Source organism: Paenibacillus sp. XY044 (assembly GCF_002257645.1).
In the GTDB taxonomy this organism is placed as follows: Bacteria; Bacillota; Bacilli; order Paenibacillales; family Paenibacillaceae; genus Paenibacillus_AQ.
On record NZ_NQMO01000006.1, the window covers coordinates 77,915 to 95,596 of the forward strand.

Sequence of the window (17,682 nt, forward strand, 5' to 3'; positions counted from 1 at the left end):
ACGTGATCACCACCTCAAATCCTAAACCTCGCGGCTCGGGATTATGAAGTCATCGTATGAAGTTCGTATCAAGCTTTCTTTTTCCGCGACCAGACGACAACCGGGATCAGAAGCAGGGACAGGAATCCTCCGGCCAAAGAAAGCGCAGAATAGCTGGATTGGGCCACAACCATGCCGGATAACGCTCCTCCCGATGCCCCGGCTAATGCGATGAGCACATCCACCGTGCCTTGGGTTTTCGCCCGGACATGCGGAGGCGTCGCATCGATAATGGCTGCCGTTCCGCTAATTAAGCCAAAGTTCCAGCCCAGTCCGAGAAGCGCCAGTGCAAGCACGAGAAAGATCATGGAATCTCCGGGCGCGAATGCAGCCAGCAAGCCTGCCAAAAGCAAGGTTACTCCGGAGGCATAGGACATTAGGGTCCGTCCGTACTTATCGACGAGAATGCCGGTAATCAGGGAAGGCAGATACATCGCTGCCACATGGATGCCGATGACAATGCCGACCTCGCCCAGCCCGTGTCCGTGATGTTTCATGTGGACCGGTGTCATGGTCATAATCGCAACCATCACAATTTGGGTCAGCACCATCACCGTCGCACCGACTATGATGCCCGATTTATGAATACCCGCTTCTTGTACGCGGGCCTCCTTCGTGCTATCCAGGCCTTCATTTACGCGCTGTGCCTCCGCCATCGCCTTGGCCACGATCAGCGGATCCGGCCGCAGGAAGATGAGGAGGACCGCGCCGGCCAAAAGATATGCCGCAGCAGCCAGCATGAATGGACCAGAAAGCGCTGGGAAACCTATGGAAGTGGCTACCCCTCCCGTGATATTGACCAGATTCGGTCCGGCCACCGCGCCGAATGTGGTGAAGAGCATAGCGGCACTAATGGCTTTGGCCCGCTGCGTGGGCAGCGCCAAATCCGTGCCGGCATAACGAGCCTGCAAGTTTGTAGCTGAACCGGCACCGTACACCAACAAAGAAATAAAAAGAAGTACCAGACTGTTCATGAGGGCTGCCAAAACGACGCCTGCCGCACCAACACCGCCTGCCAAGAAGCCCGCAGCCAGCCCCGTCCGGCGGCCGAGTCGCTGGGAAAGGCGACCGACGACAAGGGCTGCCCCGGCCGACCCTAACGTAAATAATGCGGAAGGAACTCCAGCATAGCTGTCGGTTCCAAGCATGTCTTGGGCAAGCAGCGCTCCCACCGTGATCCCCGCAGCCAGGCCGGCCCCGCCAAATATTTGGGAAATGATGACGGTCATCATCGTCCTTTTATACAACTGCCGCTGCTTCTCGGGCGAATCAACGTATTGCATCAAAGGTTCCGGGAGGGTGTTTATCCTTTTTACAACCGTGGTCTCTGACATACAACGATCCTCCCTAATTATACAAATCAATTGAATTCATTATTTTTTGGCCCCACACTGCAGCCGGTCTTGGAATAAAGAAATGACGGACTTCACTTCTTCTTTGGTGGTGAATCGGCCCAAGCTGAACCGGATTGCGCCCAATCCCTCGTAATCGCTAAGGCCCATGGCCCGCAGCACCGGAGAAAGGGTTGTGCTTCCGGAGTGGCAGGCGGATCCCGTGGAAGCGGCGATTTCCGGAAAACGACTCAACATTTCCTGCCCGCTCAGCCCTAAGAAGCTTATGTTTAGCGTGTTGGGAAGATTCGTTTCTGGATCGCCGTTAAACCGGACCTGGTCTCCAAAAGCTGCCTTGAACCCTTCTTTCAAGGCCTCGCGAAGATTTCGGATTTCACGGGAATCGACCTTCTCCGCTGCAAGTTCTGCCGCTTTGCCCAATCCGACGATATAAGGCACATTTTCGGTGCCTGCCCGTCGGCCGGATTCATGACCGGCCCCGTGCACAAACGGGGCAAGCGCTGTGCCTTCGCGCACGTAAAGTGCGCCGATGCCCTTGGGCGCGTACAGCTTATGGCCGGCGATGGACAATAAATCGACGCCTAAAGCATCGACGTTCACCGGGATTTTGCCAAAAGACTGCGCAGCATCCGTGTGCAGCAGGATGCCGTAACGTTTGGCGATTTCAGCAATTTCTTCGATGGGCTGGATCGTGCCGACCTCGCTGTTGGCATGCATGACCGAAATGAGGATCGTATTGTCACGGATGGCGCGCTCGATATCCGCCGGGGACACCCGGCCCCAGTGATCGACGGGAACGTAGGTCACTTCAGCGCCCAACGTTTCGAGGAAAGAGCAGGGATTTAGAATCGCCGGATGCTCGATGGTTGTCGTAATGATGTGCCGGCTGCGCCGGTTGGATGCAAAATAAACCCCTTTTAAAGCGTGATTGTTGGCCTCGGTTCCTCCGCTGGTAAAAATCACTTCATTGGAGTTAGCTCCTATCGCCGCGGCGATCCGGCTTCTGGCCTGTTCGATCGTCTCTTTGAGCGATGCCGCCGCCCAGTGCGACGAAGAAGGATTGCCATAGTGCTGCTGAAAAAACGGCAGCATTTCCTGGAGCACTTCAGGATCTATCGGGGTGCTGGCGTTATAGTCCAGATAAATGGGTTTCGTTACCTCTGTATTTGATATTCCCGCCATTCGTAAACTCCTTCCTCCACCCGGTAAGCCGTGAATCCCTCACTCTGCATCTTCTCAACCGCCTCGGCCGAAGAAACGCAGTAAGGTCCGCGGCAATACGCGGCAATTTGGGTTCCCTTGGGCAGACTTTGTAAGTATTGATGAAGCTCCTGCATCGGAACGGATATCGCTCCGGGAATATGTCCTGCCTCAAATTCGTCCGCCGGGCGTACATCCAGCAAAATAATGCTGCCTTCGTTCATTTTGCTCAGCACTTCATCCAAAGACAGGGTCTGTACATCTTCACACTGATCCAGAAATTCGTTTTTCATTCGGGTAATGTCGGCCAGCTGCATTTCGCTCATTCGCCATAGAGAATTCAAAAAGCCTTCGATATGGGGACCAGCCAAGGAGTAAATGACATACGTTCCCCGCTTGCTGAATTTCACCAGGTTGGCGTCCAGTAAAATTTGGAGATGTCGTGAAACGTTAGCCACGCTCATTGCTGTGGCCTCGGCCAGTTTTTCAACGGATTTGGGTCCCTGGGATAACAAATGCATGAGTTCGAGCCTTTTATCGCTGGACAGACATTTCCCGATTCGGGCGAACTGCCGGTACAAGTCGTCTTTGAAAGCACGAATGGGAAGATCGTGGTCCATAGGTATCCCAACCTTTCTAAAATATTCAATTAATTAATTGAATTATAATTGCGGCTTTCTTTGATCGTCAAGGTGGAAATAAGTTCAAGGCTCGGCTATGTTTTTTTTCAAAATCCCGATAATGGTTAGGCAAACCCGACCTGAATGGGTAATGAATGGTAGCTAACTTGCTTCCTTTATCCGCGGACTGTGTTAGGCTTAGTAGTAAATTGCTATTTTTCTGTAGAGATCGAACTAATGTTTTGCACTGGATTTCCTGTTATAACGGCCTAATACGGCCTATATCATTCATTTCCTTAATTCATTCTATATGGTTGAAAATGTATTTTTAGGAATGATTGGTTTTTTGGTAAAATAGGATACCAGGTGGGAGAATACCTGCTACCAGAAAGAGAAAGTATGAAGGGAAACAACATTCGGCTTGACCGAGAAGGGGAGGACATATGAAATCCATAAAGGCATCATTATTTTCAATTGCGCTGCTGCTCCTCGTGGTAACCGGATGGTCCGGTTTGGCGGGAAGCGCCACAGCTGCGCCGGATTCCGGCAAAACCTATGTCATCGGTACCGATATTACGTTTGCTCCGTTTGAGTTTCAGGACGTCAGCGGCAAATTTGTCGGGATCGACATGGATCTGATGGAGGCCATCGCCAAGGATCAGAATTTTAAGTATGAAATCAAGCCGCTGGGCTTTAACGCAGCCGTCCAGGCGCTGGAAGCGAACCAGGTGGACGGCGTCATTGCAGGGATGAGCATTACCGACGAACGGAAGCAGAAATTCGACTTCTCGGAGCCCTATTTCCAATCCGGCGTGGTCATGGCCATCAGCAAAAACAATGATACCGTCAAGAGCTACGAGGATCTAAAAGGAAAGAAAGTAGCCGTAAAGACTGGTACAGAAGGCTACAGCTTCGCCGAATCCATCGCTCCGAAGTACGGGTTCACCATCGTACCGTTCGACGACTCTTCGCAGATGTACGATGACGTCAAAACCGGGAACTCCGTAGCCTGCTTTGACGATTATCCTGTGCTCGCCTATGGGGTGACCCAAAACAACGGGCTCAAGATCGTGACCGACAAGGAAGAAGGCGGCTCCTACGGCTTTGCGGTCAGCAAAGGCAAGAACCAGGAGCTGATGCAAAAGTTCAACGACGGTCTGACCAATCTCAAAGCCAGCGGGGAGTATGACCAGATTCTCGAGAAGTATCTGGGCGAAAATGCATCCGGACCGGCGAATCAAAGCCGCTGGGGACTGATTCAGGATTCGCTGCCGCCGCTGCTGACGGGTCTTGGCAAGACGCTGCTGTACACGATCGTGTCGCTGTTCTTTGCCTTTATCCTGGGGCTGATCTTCGGCTTTATGAAAGTGGGACGCAATAAATTTCTCCGCGGCCTAGCGACGGTATTCGTTGACGTATTCCGCGGCATTCCGCTGATCGTCCTTGCTTTCTTTATTTATTTCGGTATTCCGCAGGCTTTCGGCTTCACGATGCCGCTGTTCCTGGCGGCCATTCTGACGCTCAGTCTGAATGCCGGCGCTTACGTAACGGAAATTATCCGGGGCGGCATTCAGTCGATCGACCGCGGACAAATGGAAGCGGCCCGTTCGCTCGGTCTGCCTTACCGCAAATCGATGATGAAGATTATTATTCCGCAGGCGATCCGCGTCATGATTCCGGCATTCATCAATCAGCTGGTCATTACGTTGAAGGATACGTCGATTCTGTCGGCGATCGGTCTGGTCGAGCTTACGCAATCTGGCAAAATCATTATCGCCAGAACGTTCTCGTCATTTGATATTTGGCTGGTCGTAGCCATCATGTATCTGATCGTCATCACGATTTTAACGAAACTTTCAGGCTTCTTGGAAGGGAGGTTGCGCCGTGGGTAAGATTCGGGTTGAAGGATTACAGAAAAGCTTTGGTGCCAACCAGGTGCTGAAGGGAATCGATATGCAGGTCAAGGAAGGCGAGGTCGTGTGCGTGATCGGCCCTTCCGGCTCGGGCAAAAGTACGTTTCTGCGCTGCATTAACCAGCTCGATGACATTACCGCAGGCCGGGTCATCGTCGATGACCAGGATCTGAACGATTCGAAGACGGACATTAACAAGGCGCGTGAAAACATCGGCATGGTGTTCCAGCATTTTAACCTGTTTCCGCATTTCAACGTGCTGAAGAATATCATGTTCGCTCCGATGGAGCTGGGTAAAATGAACGCGAAGCAGGCACATGAGACGGCGATGCGCCTCTTGGAGCGGGTCGGACTCTCCGACAAGGCCGACGCGTTCCCGAGCCAGCTGTCGGGCGGGCAGAAGCAGCGCGTGGCGATCGCCCGCGCGCTCGCGATGAATCCCGACGTCATGCTGTTCGACGAGCCGACGTCCGCGCTGGACCCCGAGATGGTCGGCGAAGTGCTCGGCGTCATGAAGGATCTGGCCCGCGAAGGCATGACGATGATGATCGTCACGCACGAGATGGGCTTCGCCCGCGAGGTGGCGGACCGGGTCGTCTTCATGGACGGCGGCTATATCGTTGAGGAAGGACCGCCGGAGGAAGTGTTCGGCCAGCCGAAGAACGAGCGTACGATCAGCTTCTTGGATAAGGTGCTGTAGGCGTGCCTTTAGCGTGAGTTAAGCCCTGTGATAGACCGTTACCGGTAATCACAGCGGTTTGGATAAAAGTCCGGTCGGGCAGCATTGGCTGCCTGGCTGGGCTTTTTTATTGACCTCATCGTCATTTTGTCCCCATCTATTGCCAATCTGGATGTTGTTCTATATACTCAAATACATAGTATTACGATGTATTGTAAATCTAGGTATTAGGAGAATAAGTATGGCAATTAATAAAGAACTGCTCAAGGGCAGCACGGTGATTTTGCTGCTGACGGTGCTGAACAAGAAGGAAATGTACGGTTACGAATTGATCAAGGAAATTGAGAAGAGCTCAGAAGGCGTCTTTTCCATGAAGGAAGGAACGCTCTATCCGATTCTGCACACCCTGGAGTCGGAAGGCTGGCTGGAAGCTTACTGGAGCACGCATGACGGCCGCAAACGGAAGTATTACCGGATGACCGACCAGGGCCGGAATCAATTGAGAGAAAAGCAGCAGGAATGGGTCCGGTTCCGCACGGCGGTTGATACGGTGATCGGGGAGGGAATCTGATGCGGTCTATGGAACAGGATGCGGTGGTTCAGGAATTTCTCGGCCGGGTGTGCCGGCATATCCGCGTGAAATCCATGCATGCCGAAATCCGCGAGGAGTTGGGGAGTCATATTGCGGAACGGATGGACATGCTGGCATCCGAAGGGGTTGCTGAGGAACACCGTGCGCGGGAAGCGATTAAGTTGATGGGCGATCCGGACGACATTGGGCGAAGCCTTCACCAGGCGCATAAGCCCGTGTTCGACTGGAAGCTCGTTGTTCTTTTGGCTCTGCTGGCGATCGTGGGGTTGTTTGGATTACTGAATGTGCAGATGTCGGGTTTGAAGCTGTGGAGCTCCATCCAGCTGGTCGAGAAGAAGCTCTTCATTGTTGTGCTGGGGTTTGTTGCCCTGTTTATTTGTTATTTCCTGGACTACCGGAAGCTGAAAAGGTATTCTGGAGTGTTATTCTGGGGAACCATCGCCTTAATGGCTTTAACGTTGAAGGTAGGAATAACGACAAACGGGCAGAACGTGTTCTTGGCCTTCGGTCCCTTTGGCATGAACGTGATGGCCGCATCCATATTGCCATTGCTCATTGCGGCGTCGGGCCTGAACCATAAATTCAGTAGCAAGGATGCAGTCGGCTGGATCAAGTTCGCGGCCCAAATGGTCATTCCAGTCGTGCTGTATTGGCAAAGCGGGTCTTTGCTGTACGGCTGCATTTATTTGGCGGGGTTCGGGATTATCGCACTGCGGCACAACCGGGTTCCACTGCTTGCTGTCGGACTGCCAATCCTTTCGCTATACATATACAAACTGACGCAGACCCCTTACCTCGTGGAGCGGCTGCAGTCCTTTTTAAGCGCACAGGATAAAGATTACCAGACCATACAGACGATTGGGGCGATCCGTTCCGCAGGATGGACGGGCCACGGATTCGCGGCGGCTAACGAAACCCTCCCGTATATCTATGACGAATCGATGTACCCGTATCTCATTTACTGCTTTGGATGGGGGGCCGGGATCGTCATCGGGCTGCTGGTCATCGGATTCCTGATCCGAATTTGGAAGATGGGCGTGTCTATTCGGGATGAATATGCCACCTGTATATTTTCCGCGTTCATTGTCGTCTTTGGCATTCGGCTGTTGTGGCCGCTGCTTATGGCGTATGGGGTAGTACCCATCGTGGGGCAGAGCCTGCCTTTTGTCGGCTACGGCGGGTTTACGCAGGTGATTGATTTTTGCGCCATGGGGCTGCTGTTATCGATCTATCGGCGCAAGCAGATGCTTCCCGCAAGGATGGAGACCGTTTGAAAAACAAGGCCAAGCCCGATATTTCCGGGTTTTGGTCTTTTTGCTATTGCAATATACAGTGATACTGTATATAGTGTAAATATACAGTTGAACGATATAAAGTGTGACTGAGCAAATGGGAGGTACTTCATTGAGCAGAGATAAACATTTGCCGTTGACCGAAACGGTATATTATATTTTGTTGGCGCTGCTGGAACCGGCGCATGGCTATTTGATTATGCAAAAGGTGGAGGAGCTCAGCGCGGGGCAGGTCCGGATGGCGGCCGGCACGCTGTACGGGGCGGTGGACAATCTGCTGAAGCAGAAATTCATCCAGCCGGCCGCGAGCGAGGACAGCCGCCGAAAGGTGTATGTCATCACGGATCTGGGTCGGGAAATGCTGAGACAGGATTACGAGCGGATGCGCCACATGATCGAAGTGACCAATATGCAGTGGGGCAAGGAGGAGTTGCTGCATGAAAAAATATAAACTTTTTACGAATTTGGACCAGGAAGAACAGTGGCTGAACGACATGGCCCGGCAGGGCTATGTACTCGTCCGGAAATCCTTCGGCTATCAATTCGAGCGAAGCGTACCGGAGGAAGCCAACTACCGGATCGACTTCCGCACGTTTAAAAATCAGCGGGACTTTGAGGATTATGTTGCCCTGTTTGAGGACAGCGGCTGGACGCATGTCGCCGGCACGAAGGGATCGGGAGCTCAATATTTCAAGCAGAACGGTGACCAGGGGAACGAGGATATTTTCTCCGATGCCGACTCCAAGGCGGCCCGGTATAAACGGATTTCCGACATGTGGATGACGCTTTGCTGCTGCTTTATCCCGATTTTCGCGGTACTGATTTCGACCGATGCTATTGATGCGTCCGTTATCATGAAGCCCCAAGCGCTGTATTACACGCCGGGGTTGTGGGAAATGAGCGGCCCAAGATTTTGGCAGGCGTTCCTGTTCGAGACACCGTTTGCGCTGTTCCGCGGAGTCGTCTGGATGGTCATCCCGGTCATGATTATCGTATACTCGGTTTTCGCACACAAAGCTAAAAAGGAGTACGAGAAATCCCAGCGGCAGTAATGCCGAATGGGAACCAATAAGGGGGATGCTGCGCTTGTCGTCAGCGTCCTCTTTTTTTATGCGGAGAACGGCTGGCGTGGTTTGCGGCTTGGCTGAGCGGTCAGCGCCTCTTTAATCTTTCTTTAGATTTCCTTTAATATTAATTTCTGTTTGCTTAACATCCTCTCCCTATAATCAAAAGCATCTTAGGTTCACGCTCAGGCGCTCACGCGGAGTGGGCACCGGACCGGAAATGGGGAGAAACGAGATGCATAAGAAAACGATCGCCGTGCTGTTCGGCGGCTGCTCGACGGAATACGAAGTATCGCTGCAATCGGCGGCATCTGTCATAGATCATTTGGACAAGAACAAATATGAGCTGGTGCTCATCGGCATTACCCGGGAGGGAGCCTGGCGGAGGTACCCCGGAGATACGGAGGATATCCGGAGGGATTGCTGGCAGCAGCATCCGGGTTGCATCCCGGCTTTTCTGCCGCCGAGCCGGGAAACAGCTGGGATCGTGGAGCTGGTCGGGACGGAATACCGCCTTACACCGGTGGACGTGGTCTTCCCGGTTCTTCACGGCAAAAACGGGGAAGACGGCACGCTGCAGGGACTGCTGGAGCTGTCGGGCATTCCTTTTGTCGGCTGCGGCACGCTGTCTTCCGCCCTTTGTATGGACAAGGAGGTTGCCAGCAAGCTGGTTAAAGCGGCCGGGGTGGATGTGGCGGATTCGGTGACGGTCCAGGCAGGAGACGACTTGTATGCGGCAGCCAAATCGGCTGAGACGCTGGGCTATCCGGTCTACGTCAAGCCGGCCAAGTCCGGCTCTTCCTTCGGCATTACGAAGGCTTACGACAGGCTGGCGCTAATGGACGGCATCCGTGAGGCGCTGCAGCATGACGACAAGGCGGTGGTCGAGCAGAACATCGCCGGTTTTGAGGTGGGCTGCGCAGTTCTTGGACATCGGGAACCATTCATTGGGGAAATCGATGAGATCGAGCTGCAGGGCGAATTTTTTGACTATACGGAAAAATATCAGCTGATTTCGTCCACGATCCATCTGCCTGCGCGAATTTCGGAGGAGACGGCGAACCGGGTCAAAGAGACCGCGCGCCGCGTCTACCGGACGCTCGGCTGCCGCGGCCTGGCCCGGGTGGACATGTTCATTACCGAAGAGGAGCGGGTCGTATTCAATGAGGTGAACACGATGCCCGGATTCACGGCGGCAAGCCGTTATCCGAACATGATGCGCGCCAGCCATCTGCCGTACCCGGACCTGATGGACCGGCTGATCCAGCTGGCCGAAGCGAAGGAGGCGGTTCGATGATCGGGGTTGTAGGGACTGAAGGACGCGTGATTCATATCCAGCCGAACATGGTACACCGGGGCCACCTGATCCTCATTAACAACGAGCACCCGCTCCGCCAGACGCCTTATTCCAAGAGCCTCGCGCCTGTGGAATCACTCGCTCACGCCAGCACTCATGAGCGGGTGATGCGTCTGGAACGCAACTGCCTGCAGCGGCTGGAGGCGCTGCTGGACGCGTGTGGGGGCCGAAGCGGCATCGGAATTGTCAGCGGCTACCGCACCACCATGGAGCAGCAGCGCATTTACGATCGGTCGCTGGTGGAGAACGGAGAAATTTTTACCGCGAGCTACGTGGCTCGTCCCGGAGAAAGCGAACACCAGACCGGACTTGCGGCGGATGTGGGCGACAAGCATACCGGGGTCGACTATTTATGCCCGTCGTTTCCGGAGGACGGCGTGTATGCTTCCTTTCGGGAGCTTGCGGCGGAGTTTGGCTTCATCCAGCGTTACAAGCAGGGCAAAGAGCATCTGACGCATATTGCCTGCGAGCCCTGGCATTTTCGTTATGTAGGCGTGCCGCATGCCGTCATCATGGAGCAATACGGGATGTGTCTGGAGGAATATACGGATTACTTGAAGCAGTTCACCTTGAATGGTCCGCATCTGTTCAAGAAGGTGAAGGAACATCTTGTGGAGATATATTATGTTCCCGTTCGTGAGGAAGAGCAGGTACTGACGATCAAGGTCAGCCCTGAAACGAGGGTGGAGTGCTCAGGGAACAACGTGGACGGCTGCATCATCACTATCTTCCATGATTTGCGGAAGGGGCTGGTGAGTTGAGGGCACACCGTTCTCGGGCAGAAACATTCTCTGCGAGATGGGGATACACGCTTACTTCTCCAACCGAAAAGAGGGGGGCTCGGCCTGCCTTATCCCACCGGGCGTGGGCGGAGATTAGTCTGAGGCACTTGCGGCATAACGCTGCCGAGCTCCAGCGGCTTCTCCCGTCCGGGTGCCGCCTGATGGCGGTCGTCAAAGCCAATGCGTACGGACATGGCATTGTAGAGATTGCACGGCATCTGAACCGTTCGGGGATCCACAGCTTCGCCGTGGCGGAAATCGGGGAAGGGATCCTTTTGCGCGAACAGGGCATCCAAGGCGAGATTCTGGTCCTTGGCTACACCGATCCGGAGCGGGCCGCCGATTTGGCCCGGTACCATCTGACGCAGACGATGGTGAGCCTGGAATACGGACAAGCCTTGGAGGCGTGCGGCGTCGACCTGGAGGTTCATGTCAAAATCGATACTGGGATGAACCGGCTTGGCGTGCCCCATCAGAGTATGAAGTCGATTCTGCGGTGCTATGACTTTGTCAATCTTCGGGTGACGGGCATGTTCAGTCATTTGTCCATGTCAGATGGACTTGGAGCGGAGGAAACCGAATTTACGCGCCGGCAGATCGGACATTTCGACCGGGTGGTCGCTCAAATCAAGGCAGCGGGCATGGATCCGGGCCTCGTCCATCTCCAGGGCAGCTACGGCATGCTGAATTACCCGGAGCTGCGCTATGACCGGGCCCGACCGGGGATCGCGCTGTACGGCCTGCTCAGCCAGGAGGGCGACGCTGTGCGGTGCATGGCCGATTTGCGGCCTGTACTGGCGCTCAGGGCGACCGTGACGCAGGTGAAGGAGGTACAGGCTGGCCACCCGGTCGGTTACGGACGCCGCTTCGTACCGGAGCGCGATATCCGGATCGCCACGGTATCCATCGGCTATGCCGACGGCGTTCCGAGGATGCTGTCGGACGAGGGTGGACAAGTCCTGATCCGCGGGCAGCGGGCCCGTATCATCGGCAGCATCTGCATGGATCAGCTGACCGTCGACGTCACCGGCATCGACGGCGTGCGGCAGGGGGACACCGTCACGCTGATCGGCGAAGACGGCGCGGAGCGGATCACCGCCGGCGAGATCGCCGCGCGCTGCGGAACGGTCACCAACGAAATCGTAAGCCGGCTCGGCATTCGGGTGCAGCGTATATATGTTGAATAGCCGCTGGGTACAGCGGCTTTTTTGCGTTCAAGGCCACGTTGGAATTGCCGTCGCTACTTCGTTATATTTCGGCGTATGAACTTTTTCGTGATGTAGTTTTTTGCAGTGACGATAAGCATTTCCGGGATGAGAACGAAACCGGCAAATAGCAGCATAATGAACGGAAGAGAGGCCGTGAAAATAGCGAAGGTTTGTTCTTCCTGCGGCTCCATGATAACGAGCCATAAAGGGATCGCGACCACCCAGGTTAATAGGTTGGAGATCAGCAAATAGATCAGGTTTTCCCACAGCAAGCCGAATAGAATCAAAGCAGCAATAGGGATCGTCCACGAATCTAACTGTTGATCCAGATTTAAAAAGCAGAAGAAGGCCATGGGATAGATCAGGGTAAGAACGATTTGACTAGCTTTAACTTTAAGTCGTCTTCCTTTCAAACCTTCACTCCTCCTGTTCCGGTTTTCTATCGCTCTAGTGCTCGACGGCTTTCAGCCACTTATACCGGTTTACTTTGACAAGCGCGACAAAGCATTTAAGAATCTGATCACTCTTAAGAATAATAAATATGACGACCGGCGGGAAGCCAAAAACGAATGCACCCAGCAACGATGCCGGCAGGATCAACAACCACATAAAGATGAAGTCGTTATACATGACAAATTTGGTGTCCCCGTCGCTCTGGACAATCCCGGATAAGGCAGGCATTTCATAAGAAGTTCCGATAACGGTCACGGAAAGAACGGTCATAAACGCTAACGCAAGTTCTTTGGCTTCGTCCGAAACGGAATACAGGAAAAGAACATGGTCCTTGGTCAAGAATAAAACGATGCCGGTCAGTACGCCTATCAGAATGTACAGGACTTGAAGCGTTTTGCTGTAGGCTTTGATTTTTTCAAAAATGCCTTCTCCTACAGTTTTCCCCATAAGGACTGAAGAGGCGCTGGCGGAAGCGTAGGAAATCACGGTTACGAACTGGAATATCGTTGTTGCTACACTATTGGCAGCGATCGCTGACGTTCCCATATGGCCAAGAATCCCGGTTTGCACAGCCATGGCTCCTGCCCATGACAGACTGGCCAACAGGATCGGTAAGGAAATTTTGGTGTATTGCTTCAGAATCGAATGATCGAGCTTGAGGAAGTCACGCAGCTGTAGTCGCAGGTGATGGTTATGTTTAAAAAAGTAAACGGCGACGATGATGCATTCGATAATTCGCGAGATTAATGTAGCTGTGGCCGATCCTTCCAGCCCCAATTTTGGCAGCCCCCCGTAACCGTATACCAGTCCGTAATTGAGCGTAACGTTAATAGCAAGCGTACACAGGGAGACGATCAAGCCGATTTTCACAATCTCCATGCTGCGCAGGGCACCCAATAATATATTGGTAACGGCGAAAAAGACATACGAAAAGGAGACGATTCTTAGGAATTTAGCTCCTTCTTGAATGACCGCTCCGTCATTCGTCAATGCGGATAATAGTCCCGACGAAAAGAATAAGGCCACCAGCCACATCAGCAGTCCGATGACAAACGAAATGGCCATTCCCGCTCCGACGACACGGCGAATGGGATGAATCTTGCCCGCCCCCCACAGGCGCGAACCCATAATAATAACACTTTGGGAGCAGCCGATCATCAGAAACGTTGCGATGAACTGAATCTGATTCGCAAGCGATGACGCGGAGAGAGCCGTCTCATTATATCCCCCGAGGATGAGATTATCCGAAAGATTGACGCCGATGGTAATGACGTTCTGGAGGGCAGTGATCAATGTCAGCCTGAAGAAGGTCTTATAAAAATGTCGTTCTCTAACCAAGAGGCTCATTACGGGATGGGCTCCTTTGTACATGAATTCTAGAAAACTTTTTTAAAGAGGAACCCTTACTAGCAGAGGTCCCTATATGACGCTCGCGCCTTGCAGGCTTCATGATTCTACTTTTCGGTCCTTGTAATAATAGATCTTGTCCTCCTCATTGATTTCGCGAAGCACTCTGCAAGGATTGCCAACGGCGATAACACCGGGAGGCACATCTTTGGTGACGACGCTTCCTGCGCCAATGACACTGTTTCTGCCTATCGTCACGCCGGGGTTAATAATGGCCCCGCTCCCGATCCATACACCATCTTCAATCACAACGGGGAAGGCGTACATTTGCCCAGTAGCCCGCAAATCAGGATCGATGGGATGGCCAACCGTACAGATGGTGACATTGGGTCCTAAGAGGACGCCATTACCGATCGTAACCGTCGTATCATCCATGATGGTTAAGTTCGTATTGGCATAAAAACCGTCTCCAATAAACGTGTGGGCCCCATAGCACAAGTGCAGGGGAGGCTCGATCCAACAATGGGCGCCGTAGCTTCCGAAGAGCTCTTTGGCCAGTGCTGCCCGCTTTTCTTGTTCTGAAGGTCTCGTATGGTTAAAGTCATATACGAGTTCTTTACCTCGTAGCCGTTCCTCCGGCAAGCCTTCCCCCATATCCGTAAACAGCTTGCCGTTTTTTATATTGTCACGTTGCGACATGTTTGTGCCCCCTTGCATGGATTGATATCTTCGTCGTTTGCATTATAATAATAGTGCAATGAAGCGTTGGATTATATTGAATTCGGCCTTATTTATATAACAATCGTATTTATTGGAGGGGTGAAGATGATGCAGTTGAACGTTGCGGACAATATGTCGGAGATCGTTGAATACGATACGCCGTATCTTCCAATCCGTACAAGGCATGGCGTATTATCTTCCTTCTACAATCGCAGTGCGAGCTGCCACTGGCATCATGATTTGGAGTTCATTCTGATTCTGGAAGGCTCCATGAATTATTTTGTGGATGGGGATAACTATACCCTGCAGAAGGGAGAGGCCATTTTCGTCAATTCGAATCGGCTGCACTACGGTTACTCGAACCGGGATGATGATTGCAGCTTTCTTGTGCTATTGCTTAGCCCCAAACTGATTGTCCGCAATTCGCATATCGAAAATAAATATATCCGGCCGTTATTATATGACCAGCAGAGTAATGCGGTTGTGTTAAATGAAAAAACGGCATGGCACGAGGAAGCACTCCGGCTTATCCGCAAATTGTATGAAACATGCCATGAGCAAAAGGAAGGCTATGAACTGCTGGCCCTCAGTCAGTTTGAGTTGTTATTTTTGCTGCTGCATCAGAATACCGTCGCAAAACATGGTATCCGTAAGGAGCATTCCAAGGATATGGCGGCGGTCAAGCATATGCTGGGCTATATTCAGACCCATTTTGCCGAAAATATCGGGTTGCGAGATATTGCCGCCGCTGGATCGGTCTGCCGCAGCAAGTGCTGCGCTTTATTTAAGAACTCCGTCAAGAAAACGCCGATCGAGTACCTCACCAGCTACCGCATACAAAAGAGCCTGGAATTCATGACCAACGATAACCTCAACATGACAGAGATTTCCACGGCCTGCGGATTTAATAGCTCCAGCTATTTTGCCGAAACTTTCAAAAAAATTTGGGGGATTACGCCAACCGAGTATAGAAAAACGACAAACCCGGAATAGGTTGACTTCCCTTGTATATTTCAAAATTAAAAAACCACCGCCTCGGTGACCACGCCCCCAACAGTTAGTGGATTTCTAACCATTGGGGGCAATTCACTGCAGGGCGGTGGTTTTTTGCTTGTTCGACCGTTTTAAAGCATCGGCGTCGGCCTAGGATTGCTGATTGTCCATCAGGCGAAGCAGCATGACAAGGGCCTCGGCACGGGTCGTCGGGGCTGCGGCGGCAAAGTTCCGTCCGTCGCGGCCCACGGTCAGGCCATGCTCTTCCAAGGCCGCCGCCGCGGGCTTCACCCATGCCGGGATCAGGGCGTCATCGTTAAACGAGGTATGCCCCGCGGCTTCCTGTGCCAGGCCCAGCGCCTTGGCGGTCATGACCGCCATCTCCGCACGGGAGATGGGCGCCCAAGGCCGGAATTGTCCGTTCGGATATCCGGCGATCACTCCCGACTGGTACGCGGCGTTTACCGCGCCCACAGCCCAGAACCCGATCGAGCTCTGATCGGTAAACGGGTGCGACGGGTCATCCTGACCAGGCTGCAAATCCAGTGCATGCGCCAGCATGACGGTGAACTCCGCCCGCGACACCGGCATGTTCGGGCCGAACGTGCCGTCCGGGTAGCCGCGGACCAGCCCCAGCTTCACGGCGCGGAGGATATCCGCCCAGGCCCAGTGATTGGCGATATCGCTGAATGGGTCCGCTTCAGGCATCGGCGGCTCGGGCTCTGGATCCGGTTCAGCAGGAGGCTTCGGCTCCTGTGCCGGCGGGGCAGGCTGAGAGACCGGTGTGCTGGTAGAGCCGGATCCTCCGCCAGGACTGCTGGCGGTCACGGCGCTTCCCGTCAGCGGGAGGCTTTCGTTGCCCGCCGCATCCAGGGCGGTGACGCTGAACGTATAAGCGGTATCGGACGTCAGACCGGTGGCGTCGTACGCATAGACGCTGCCGCTGACCGTCACTGCGCTGCCCGTGCCTGACACGATACGGTACGATGCCACGCCGGTATCGTCCGTTGCCACCGGCCAGTTCAGTGTCAGGCTTCCGGCCGTGATGCCGGAAAAGGTTAAGCGGCTGTCGGCTGGCCACGCAGGAGCGGTGCAGTCCGGATAGGAGGCCTCAACCGTATATTGGCCTGTCGTCCCATCCTGTGCCGTTACAGTCAAGAAGATTTCCGTAATCCCAGAGTGTAGCACAACACTGGTTTCCACTCCACTGCTTGCAAGCGGTCCGTTAATGACGATCGTGGAAGTGGGATCCGCCACGGCAGCCTTTACTGTCACTTCTGAAACGCCGCAGGGGACCAGCAATTTGTAAGTCGAGACGGTTGGGTCAAATTCCGGACTCAGCTGTCCGGTGGAGAAACTTAAGCTGCCCAGATCGGCTTTGGGGTTCCGGATCGTAATGTTGACTTTGGCTTCCGTGGAATATTTGCCTTCATCGGTCTTGCCTCTCCAGGTGAATGAAGTCGAACCGGTGACATCGGGTGCAGGGACAAATTTCAAGTTTCCCAAGTCGGTTGCAACAATTTCATCTGACTCCGCCACGTCTTTAGTGGTTTCGCTTCCTATGAGCTGCAGCTTTCCCAACGCCGGATCAGGCAGCGAGGTAATTCGCACGTCGGTCAAAGCGTCTTCTCCACTCCCGCTAAAGTGACTTGCGAACATGCTTACCGCAAATGCCAGATCCGAATTTTTCGTGGTCGCCAGATCAAAATTGCTCGCCTCAAGAGAGAACCTAAGCACCAGATGGAGTGTGGATTCGTTCTGGATATCATAATCCGCGAGCGTCCGACCGTCTTCAAGCTGCTTCCCGGCAAAAATCAGGCGCTGCTGGTCTGGAGGAATTCCCTCCTTGTCCTGAATCTTCTGTTTGACCTGCTCAATGGAATCCGATGGTTCAACATAAAGCGTGATGGTTTTACCGGTTAGCGTTTTAACGAAAATCTGCATTTGACCGCCTTCCAGAAAAGCCCGCTGCGGAAAGGCCAGCGTGAGCAGCACGATCAGGGCAAGGCATACTGATAAGATGCCCGGCCTCAGTTTTCTTGCCATCGATGAATCCTCCATCCCTATTCGT

The 17,682-nt window shown here is 53.4% G+C and carries 17 protein-coding genes; 10 read left to right on the top strand and 7 right to left on the bottom strand.

Annotated features, from left to right (window positions below; translation table 11 throughout):
- Positions 1 to 68: 68 nt before the first annotated feature.
- From CJP46_RS22825 to CJP46_RS22835, 3 genes are read right to left on the bottom strand one after another with little or no spacing between them, the layout of a single operon-like run.
- The gene (locus CJP46_RS22825) at positions 69 to 1,373 is read right to left on the bottom strand and encodes an MFS transporter (RefSeq protein WP_094597941.1); all 1,305 of its coding nucleotides are present in this window, start codon (positions 1,371 to 1,373) and stop codon (positions 69 to 71) included.
- Between the two features lie 39 nt (positions 1,374 to 1,412).
- Positions 1,413 to 2,573 carry a cysteine desulfurase family protein gene (locus CJP46_RS22830; protein ID WP_094597942.1) on the bottom strand — a complete coding sequence of 387 codons (1,161 nt, stop codon included), beginning with the start codon at positions 2,571 to 2,573 and terminating at the stop codon, positions 1,413 to 1,415.
- A complete protein-coding gene (locus CJP46_RS22835) occupies positions 2,546 to 3,211 on the bottom strand; it encodes an ArsR/SmtB family transcription factor (RefSeq protein WP_094597943.1) in 666 nt (221 codons plus the stop codon). The genes CJP46_RS22830 and CJP46_RS22835 overlap by 28 nt, the downstream gene beginning before the upstream one ends.
- Positions 3,212 to 3,654: 443 nt before the next feature.
- Between CJP46_RS22835 and CJP46_RS22840 the strand changes: the two genes are divergently transcribed.
- From CJP46_RS22840 to vanT, 9 genes are all read left to right on the top strand, one after another.
- On the top strand, positions 3,655 to 5,103 hold the full coding sequence (locus CJP46_RS22840; RefSeq protein ID WP_094597944.1) for an amino acid ABC transporter substrate-binding protein/permease: 1,449 nt from the start codon (positions 3,655 to 3,657) through the stop codon (positions 5,101 to 5,103).
- Positions 5,096 to 5,824: an amino acid ABC transporter ATP-binding protein gene (locus CJP46_RS22845; RefSeq protein WP_094597945.1), complete on the top strand. Its 729-nt coding sequence runs from the start codon at positions 5,096 to 5,098 to the stop codon at positions 5,822 to 5,824. Before CJP46_RS22840 ends, CJP46_RS22845 begins: the two co-directional genes overlap by 8 nt.
- A 220-nt stretch (positions 5,825 to 6,044) precedes the next feature.
- On the top strand, positions 6,045 to 6,374 hold the full coding sequence (locus CJP46_RS22850; RefSeq protein WP_094597946.1) for a PadR family transcriptional regulator: 330 nt from the start codon (positions 6,045 to 6,047) through the stop codon (positions 6,372 to 6,374).
- Positions 6,374 to 7,669, top strand: coding sequence for an FtsW/RodA/SpoVE family cell cycle protein (locus CJP46_RS22855; RefSeq protein ID WP_094597947.1), 1,296 nt, complete (start codon positions 6,374 to 6,376; stop codon positions 7,667 to 7,669). The genes CJP46_RS22850 and CJP46_RS22855 overlap by 1 nt, the downstream gene beginning before the upstream one ends.
- Before the next feature lie 130 nt (positions 7,670 to 7,799).
- Positions 7,800 to 8,138, top strand: coding sequence for a PadR family transcriptional regulator (locus CJP46_RS22860; RefSeq protein ID WP_076173109.1), 339 nt, complete (start codon positions 7,800 to 7,802; stop codon positions 8,136 to 8,138).
- The gene (locus CJP46_RS22865) at positions 8,125 to 8,739 is read left to right on the top strand and encodes a DUF2812 domain-containing protein (RefSeq protein ID WP_094597948.1); all 615 of its coding nucleotides are present in this window, start codon (positions 8,125 to 8,127) and stop codon (positions 8,737 to 8,739) included. The genes CJP46_RS22860 and CJP46_RS22865 overlap by 14 nt, the downstream gene beginning before the upstream one ends.
- A gap of 247 nt (positions 8,740 to 8,986) precedes the next feature.
- Entirely contained in the window at positions 8,987 to 10,048 is a 1,062-nt protein-coding gene (vanG, locus tag CJP46_RS22870) for a D-alanine--D-serine ligase VanG (protein ID WP_094597949.1), read from the top strand.
- The gene (locus CJP46_RS22875; protein WP_179281284.1) at positions 10,045 to 10,869 is read left to right on the top strand and encodes a D-alanyl-D-alanine carboxypeptidase family protein; all 825 of its coding nucleotides are present in this window, start codon (positions 10,045 to 10,047) and stop codon (positions 10,867 to 10,869) included. Before vanG ends, CJP46_RS22875 begins: the two co-directional genes overlap by 4 nt.
- Entirely contained in the window at positions 10,866 to 12,077 is a 1,212-nt protein-coding gene (vanT, locus tag CJP46_RS22880) for a serine racemase VanT catalytic subunit (RefSeq protein ID WP_094597950.1), read from the top strand. The genes CJP46_RS22875 and vanT overlap by 4 nt, the downstream gene beginning before the upstream one ends.
- 53 nt (positions 12,078 to 12,130) lie before the next feature.
- Here vanT and CJP46_RS22885 read toward each other — a convergent pair whose 3' ends face one another.
- From CJP46_RS22885 to CJP46_RS22895, 3 genes are all read right to left on the bottom strand, one after another.
- Entirely contained in the window at positions 12,131 to 12,511 is a 381-nt protein-coding gene (locus tag CJP46_RS22885; protein ID WP_094597951.1) for a hypothetical protein, read from the bottom strand.
- Between the two features lie 34 nt (positions 12,512 to 12,545).
- Entirely contained in the window at positions 12,546 to 13,898 is a 1,353-nt protein-coding gene (locus tag CJP46_RS22890; protein ID WP_094597952.1) for an MATE family efflux transporter, read from the bottom strand.
- A 99-nt stretch (positions 13,899 to 13,997) separates the two neighbouring features.
- Positions 13,998 to 14,597 (bottom strand): maltose acetyltransferase domain-containing protein, encoded by a 600-nt coding sequence (locus tag CJP46_RS22895; protein WP_218831050.1) that lies wholly within the window; start codon positions 14,595 to 14,597, stop codon positions 13,998 to 14,000.
- Positions 14,598 to 14,723: 126 nt separating this feature from the next.
- Between CJP46_RS22895 and CJP46_RS22900 the strand changes: the two genes are divergently transcribed.
- Positions 14,724 to 15,611 carry a helix-turn-helix transcriptional regulator gene (locus tag CJP46_RS22900; RefSeq protein WP_094597954.1) on the top strand — a complete coding sequence of 296 codons (888 nt, stop codon included), beginning with the start codon at positions 14,724 to 14,726 and terminating at the stop codon, positions 15,609 to 15,611.
- A 150-nt stretch (positions 15,612 to 15,761) separates the two neighbouring features.
- Here CJP46_RS22900 and CJP46_RS22905 read toward each other — a convergent pair whose 3' ends face one another.
- Entirely contained in the window at positions 15,762 to 17,657 is a 1,896-nt protein-coding gene (locus CJP46_RS22905) for an S-layer homology domain-containing protein (protein ID WP_094597955.1), read from the bottom strand.
- Positions 17,658 to 17,682: the final 25 nt, after the last annotated feature.

What these genes read in the sequence shown, in the direction of transcription:
- CJP46_RS22825 (WP_094597941.1), bottom strand. Translation starts at nt 1,373, where the DNA reads ATGTCAGAGACCACGGTTGTAAAAAGGATAAACACCCTCCCGGAACCT.
- CJP46_RS22830 (WP_094597942.1), bottom strand. Translation starts at nt 2,573, where the DNA reads ATGGCGGGAATATCAAATACAGAGGTAACGAAACCCATTTATCTGGAC.
- CJP46_RS22835 (WP_094597943.1), bottom strand. Translation starts at nt 3,211, where the DNA reads ATGGACCACGATCTTCCCATTCGTGCTTTCAAAGACGACTTGTACCGG.
- CJP46_RS22840 (WP_094597944.1), top strand. Translation starts at nt 3,655, where the DNA reads ATGAAATCCATAAAGGCATCATTATTTTCAATTGCGCTGCTGCTCCTC.
- CJP46_RS22850 (WP_094597946.1), top strand. Translation starts at nt 6,045, where the DNA reads ATGGCAATTAATAAAGAACTGCTCAAGGGCAGCACGGTGATTTTGCTG.
- CJP46_RS22855 (WP_094597947.1), top strand. Translation starts at nt 6,374, where the DNA reads ATGCGGTCTATGGAACAGGATGCGGTGGTTCAGGAATTTCTCGGCCGG.
- CJP46_RS22865 (WP_094597948.1), top strand. Translation starts at nt 8,125, where the DNA reads ATGAAAAAATATAAACTTTTTACGAATTTGGACCAGGAAGAACAGTGG.
- vanG (WP_094597949.1), top strand. Translation starts at nt 8,987, where the DNA reads ATGCATAAGAAAACGATCGCCGTGCTGTTCGGCGGCTGCTCGACGGAA.
- CJP46_RS22875 (WP_179281284.1), top strand. Translation starts at nt 10,045, where the DNA reads ATGATCGGGGTTGTAGGGACTGAAGGACGCGTGATTCATATCCAGCCG.
- CJP46_RS22890 (WP_094597952.1), bottom strand. Translation starts at nt 13,898, where the DNA reads ATGAGCCTCTTGGTTAGAGAACGACATTTTTATAAGACCTTCTTCAGG.
- CJP46_RS22895 (WP_218831050.1), bottom strand. Translation starts at nt 14,597, where the DNA reads ATGTCGCAACGTGACAATATAAAAAACGGCAAGCTGTTTACGGATATG.
- CJP46_RS22900 (WP_094597954.1), top strand. Translation starts at nt 14,724, where the DNA reads ATGATGCAGTTGAACGTTGCGGACAATATGTCGGAGATCGTTGAATAC.
- CJP46_RS22905 (WP_094597955.1), bottom strand. Translation starts at nt 17,657, where the DNA reads ATGGCAAGAAAACTGAGGCCGGGCATCTTATCAGTATGCCTTGCCCTG.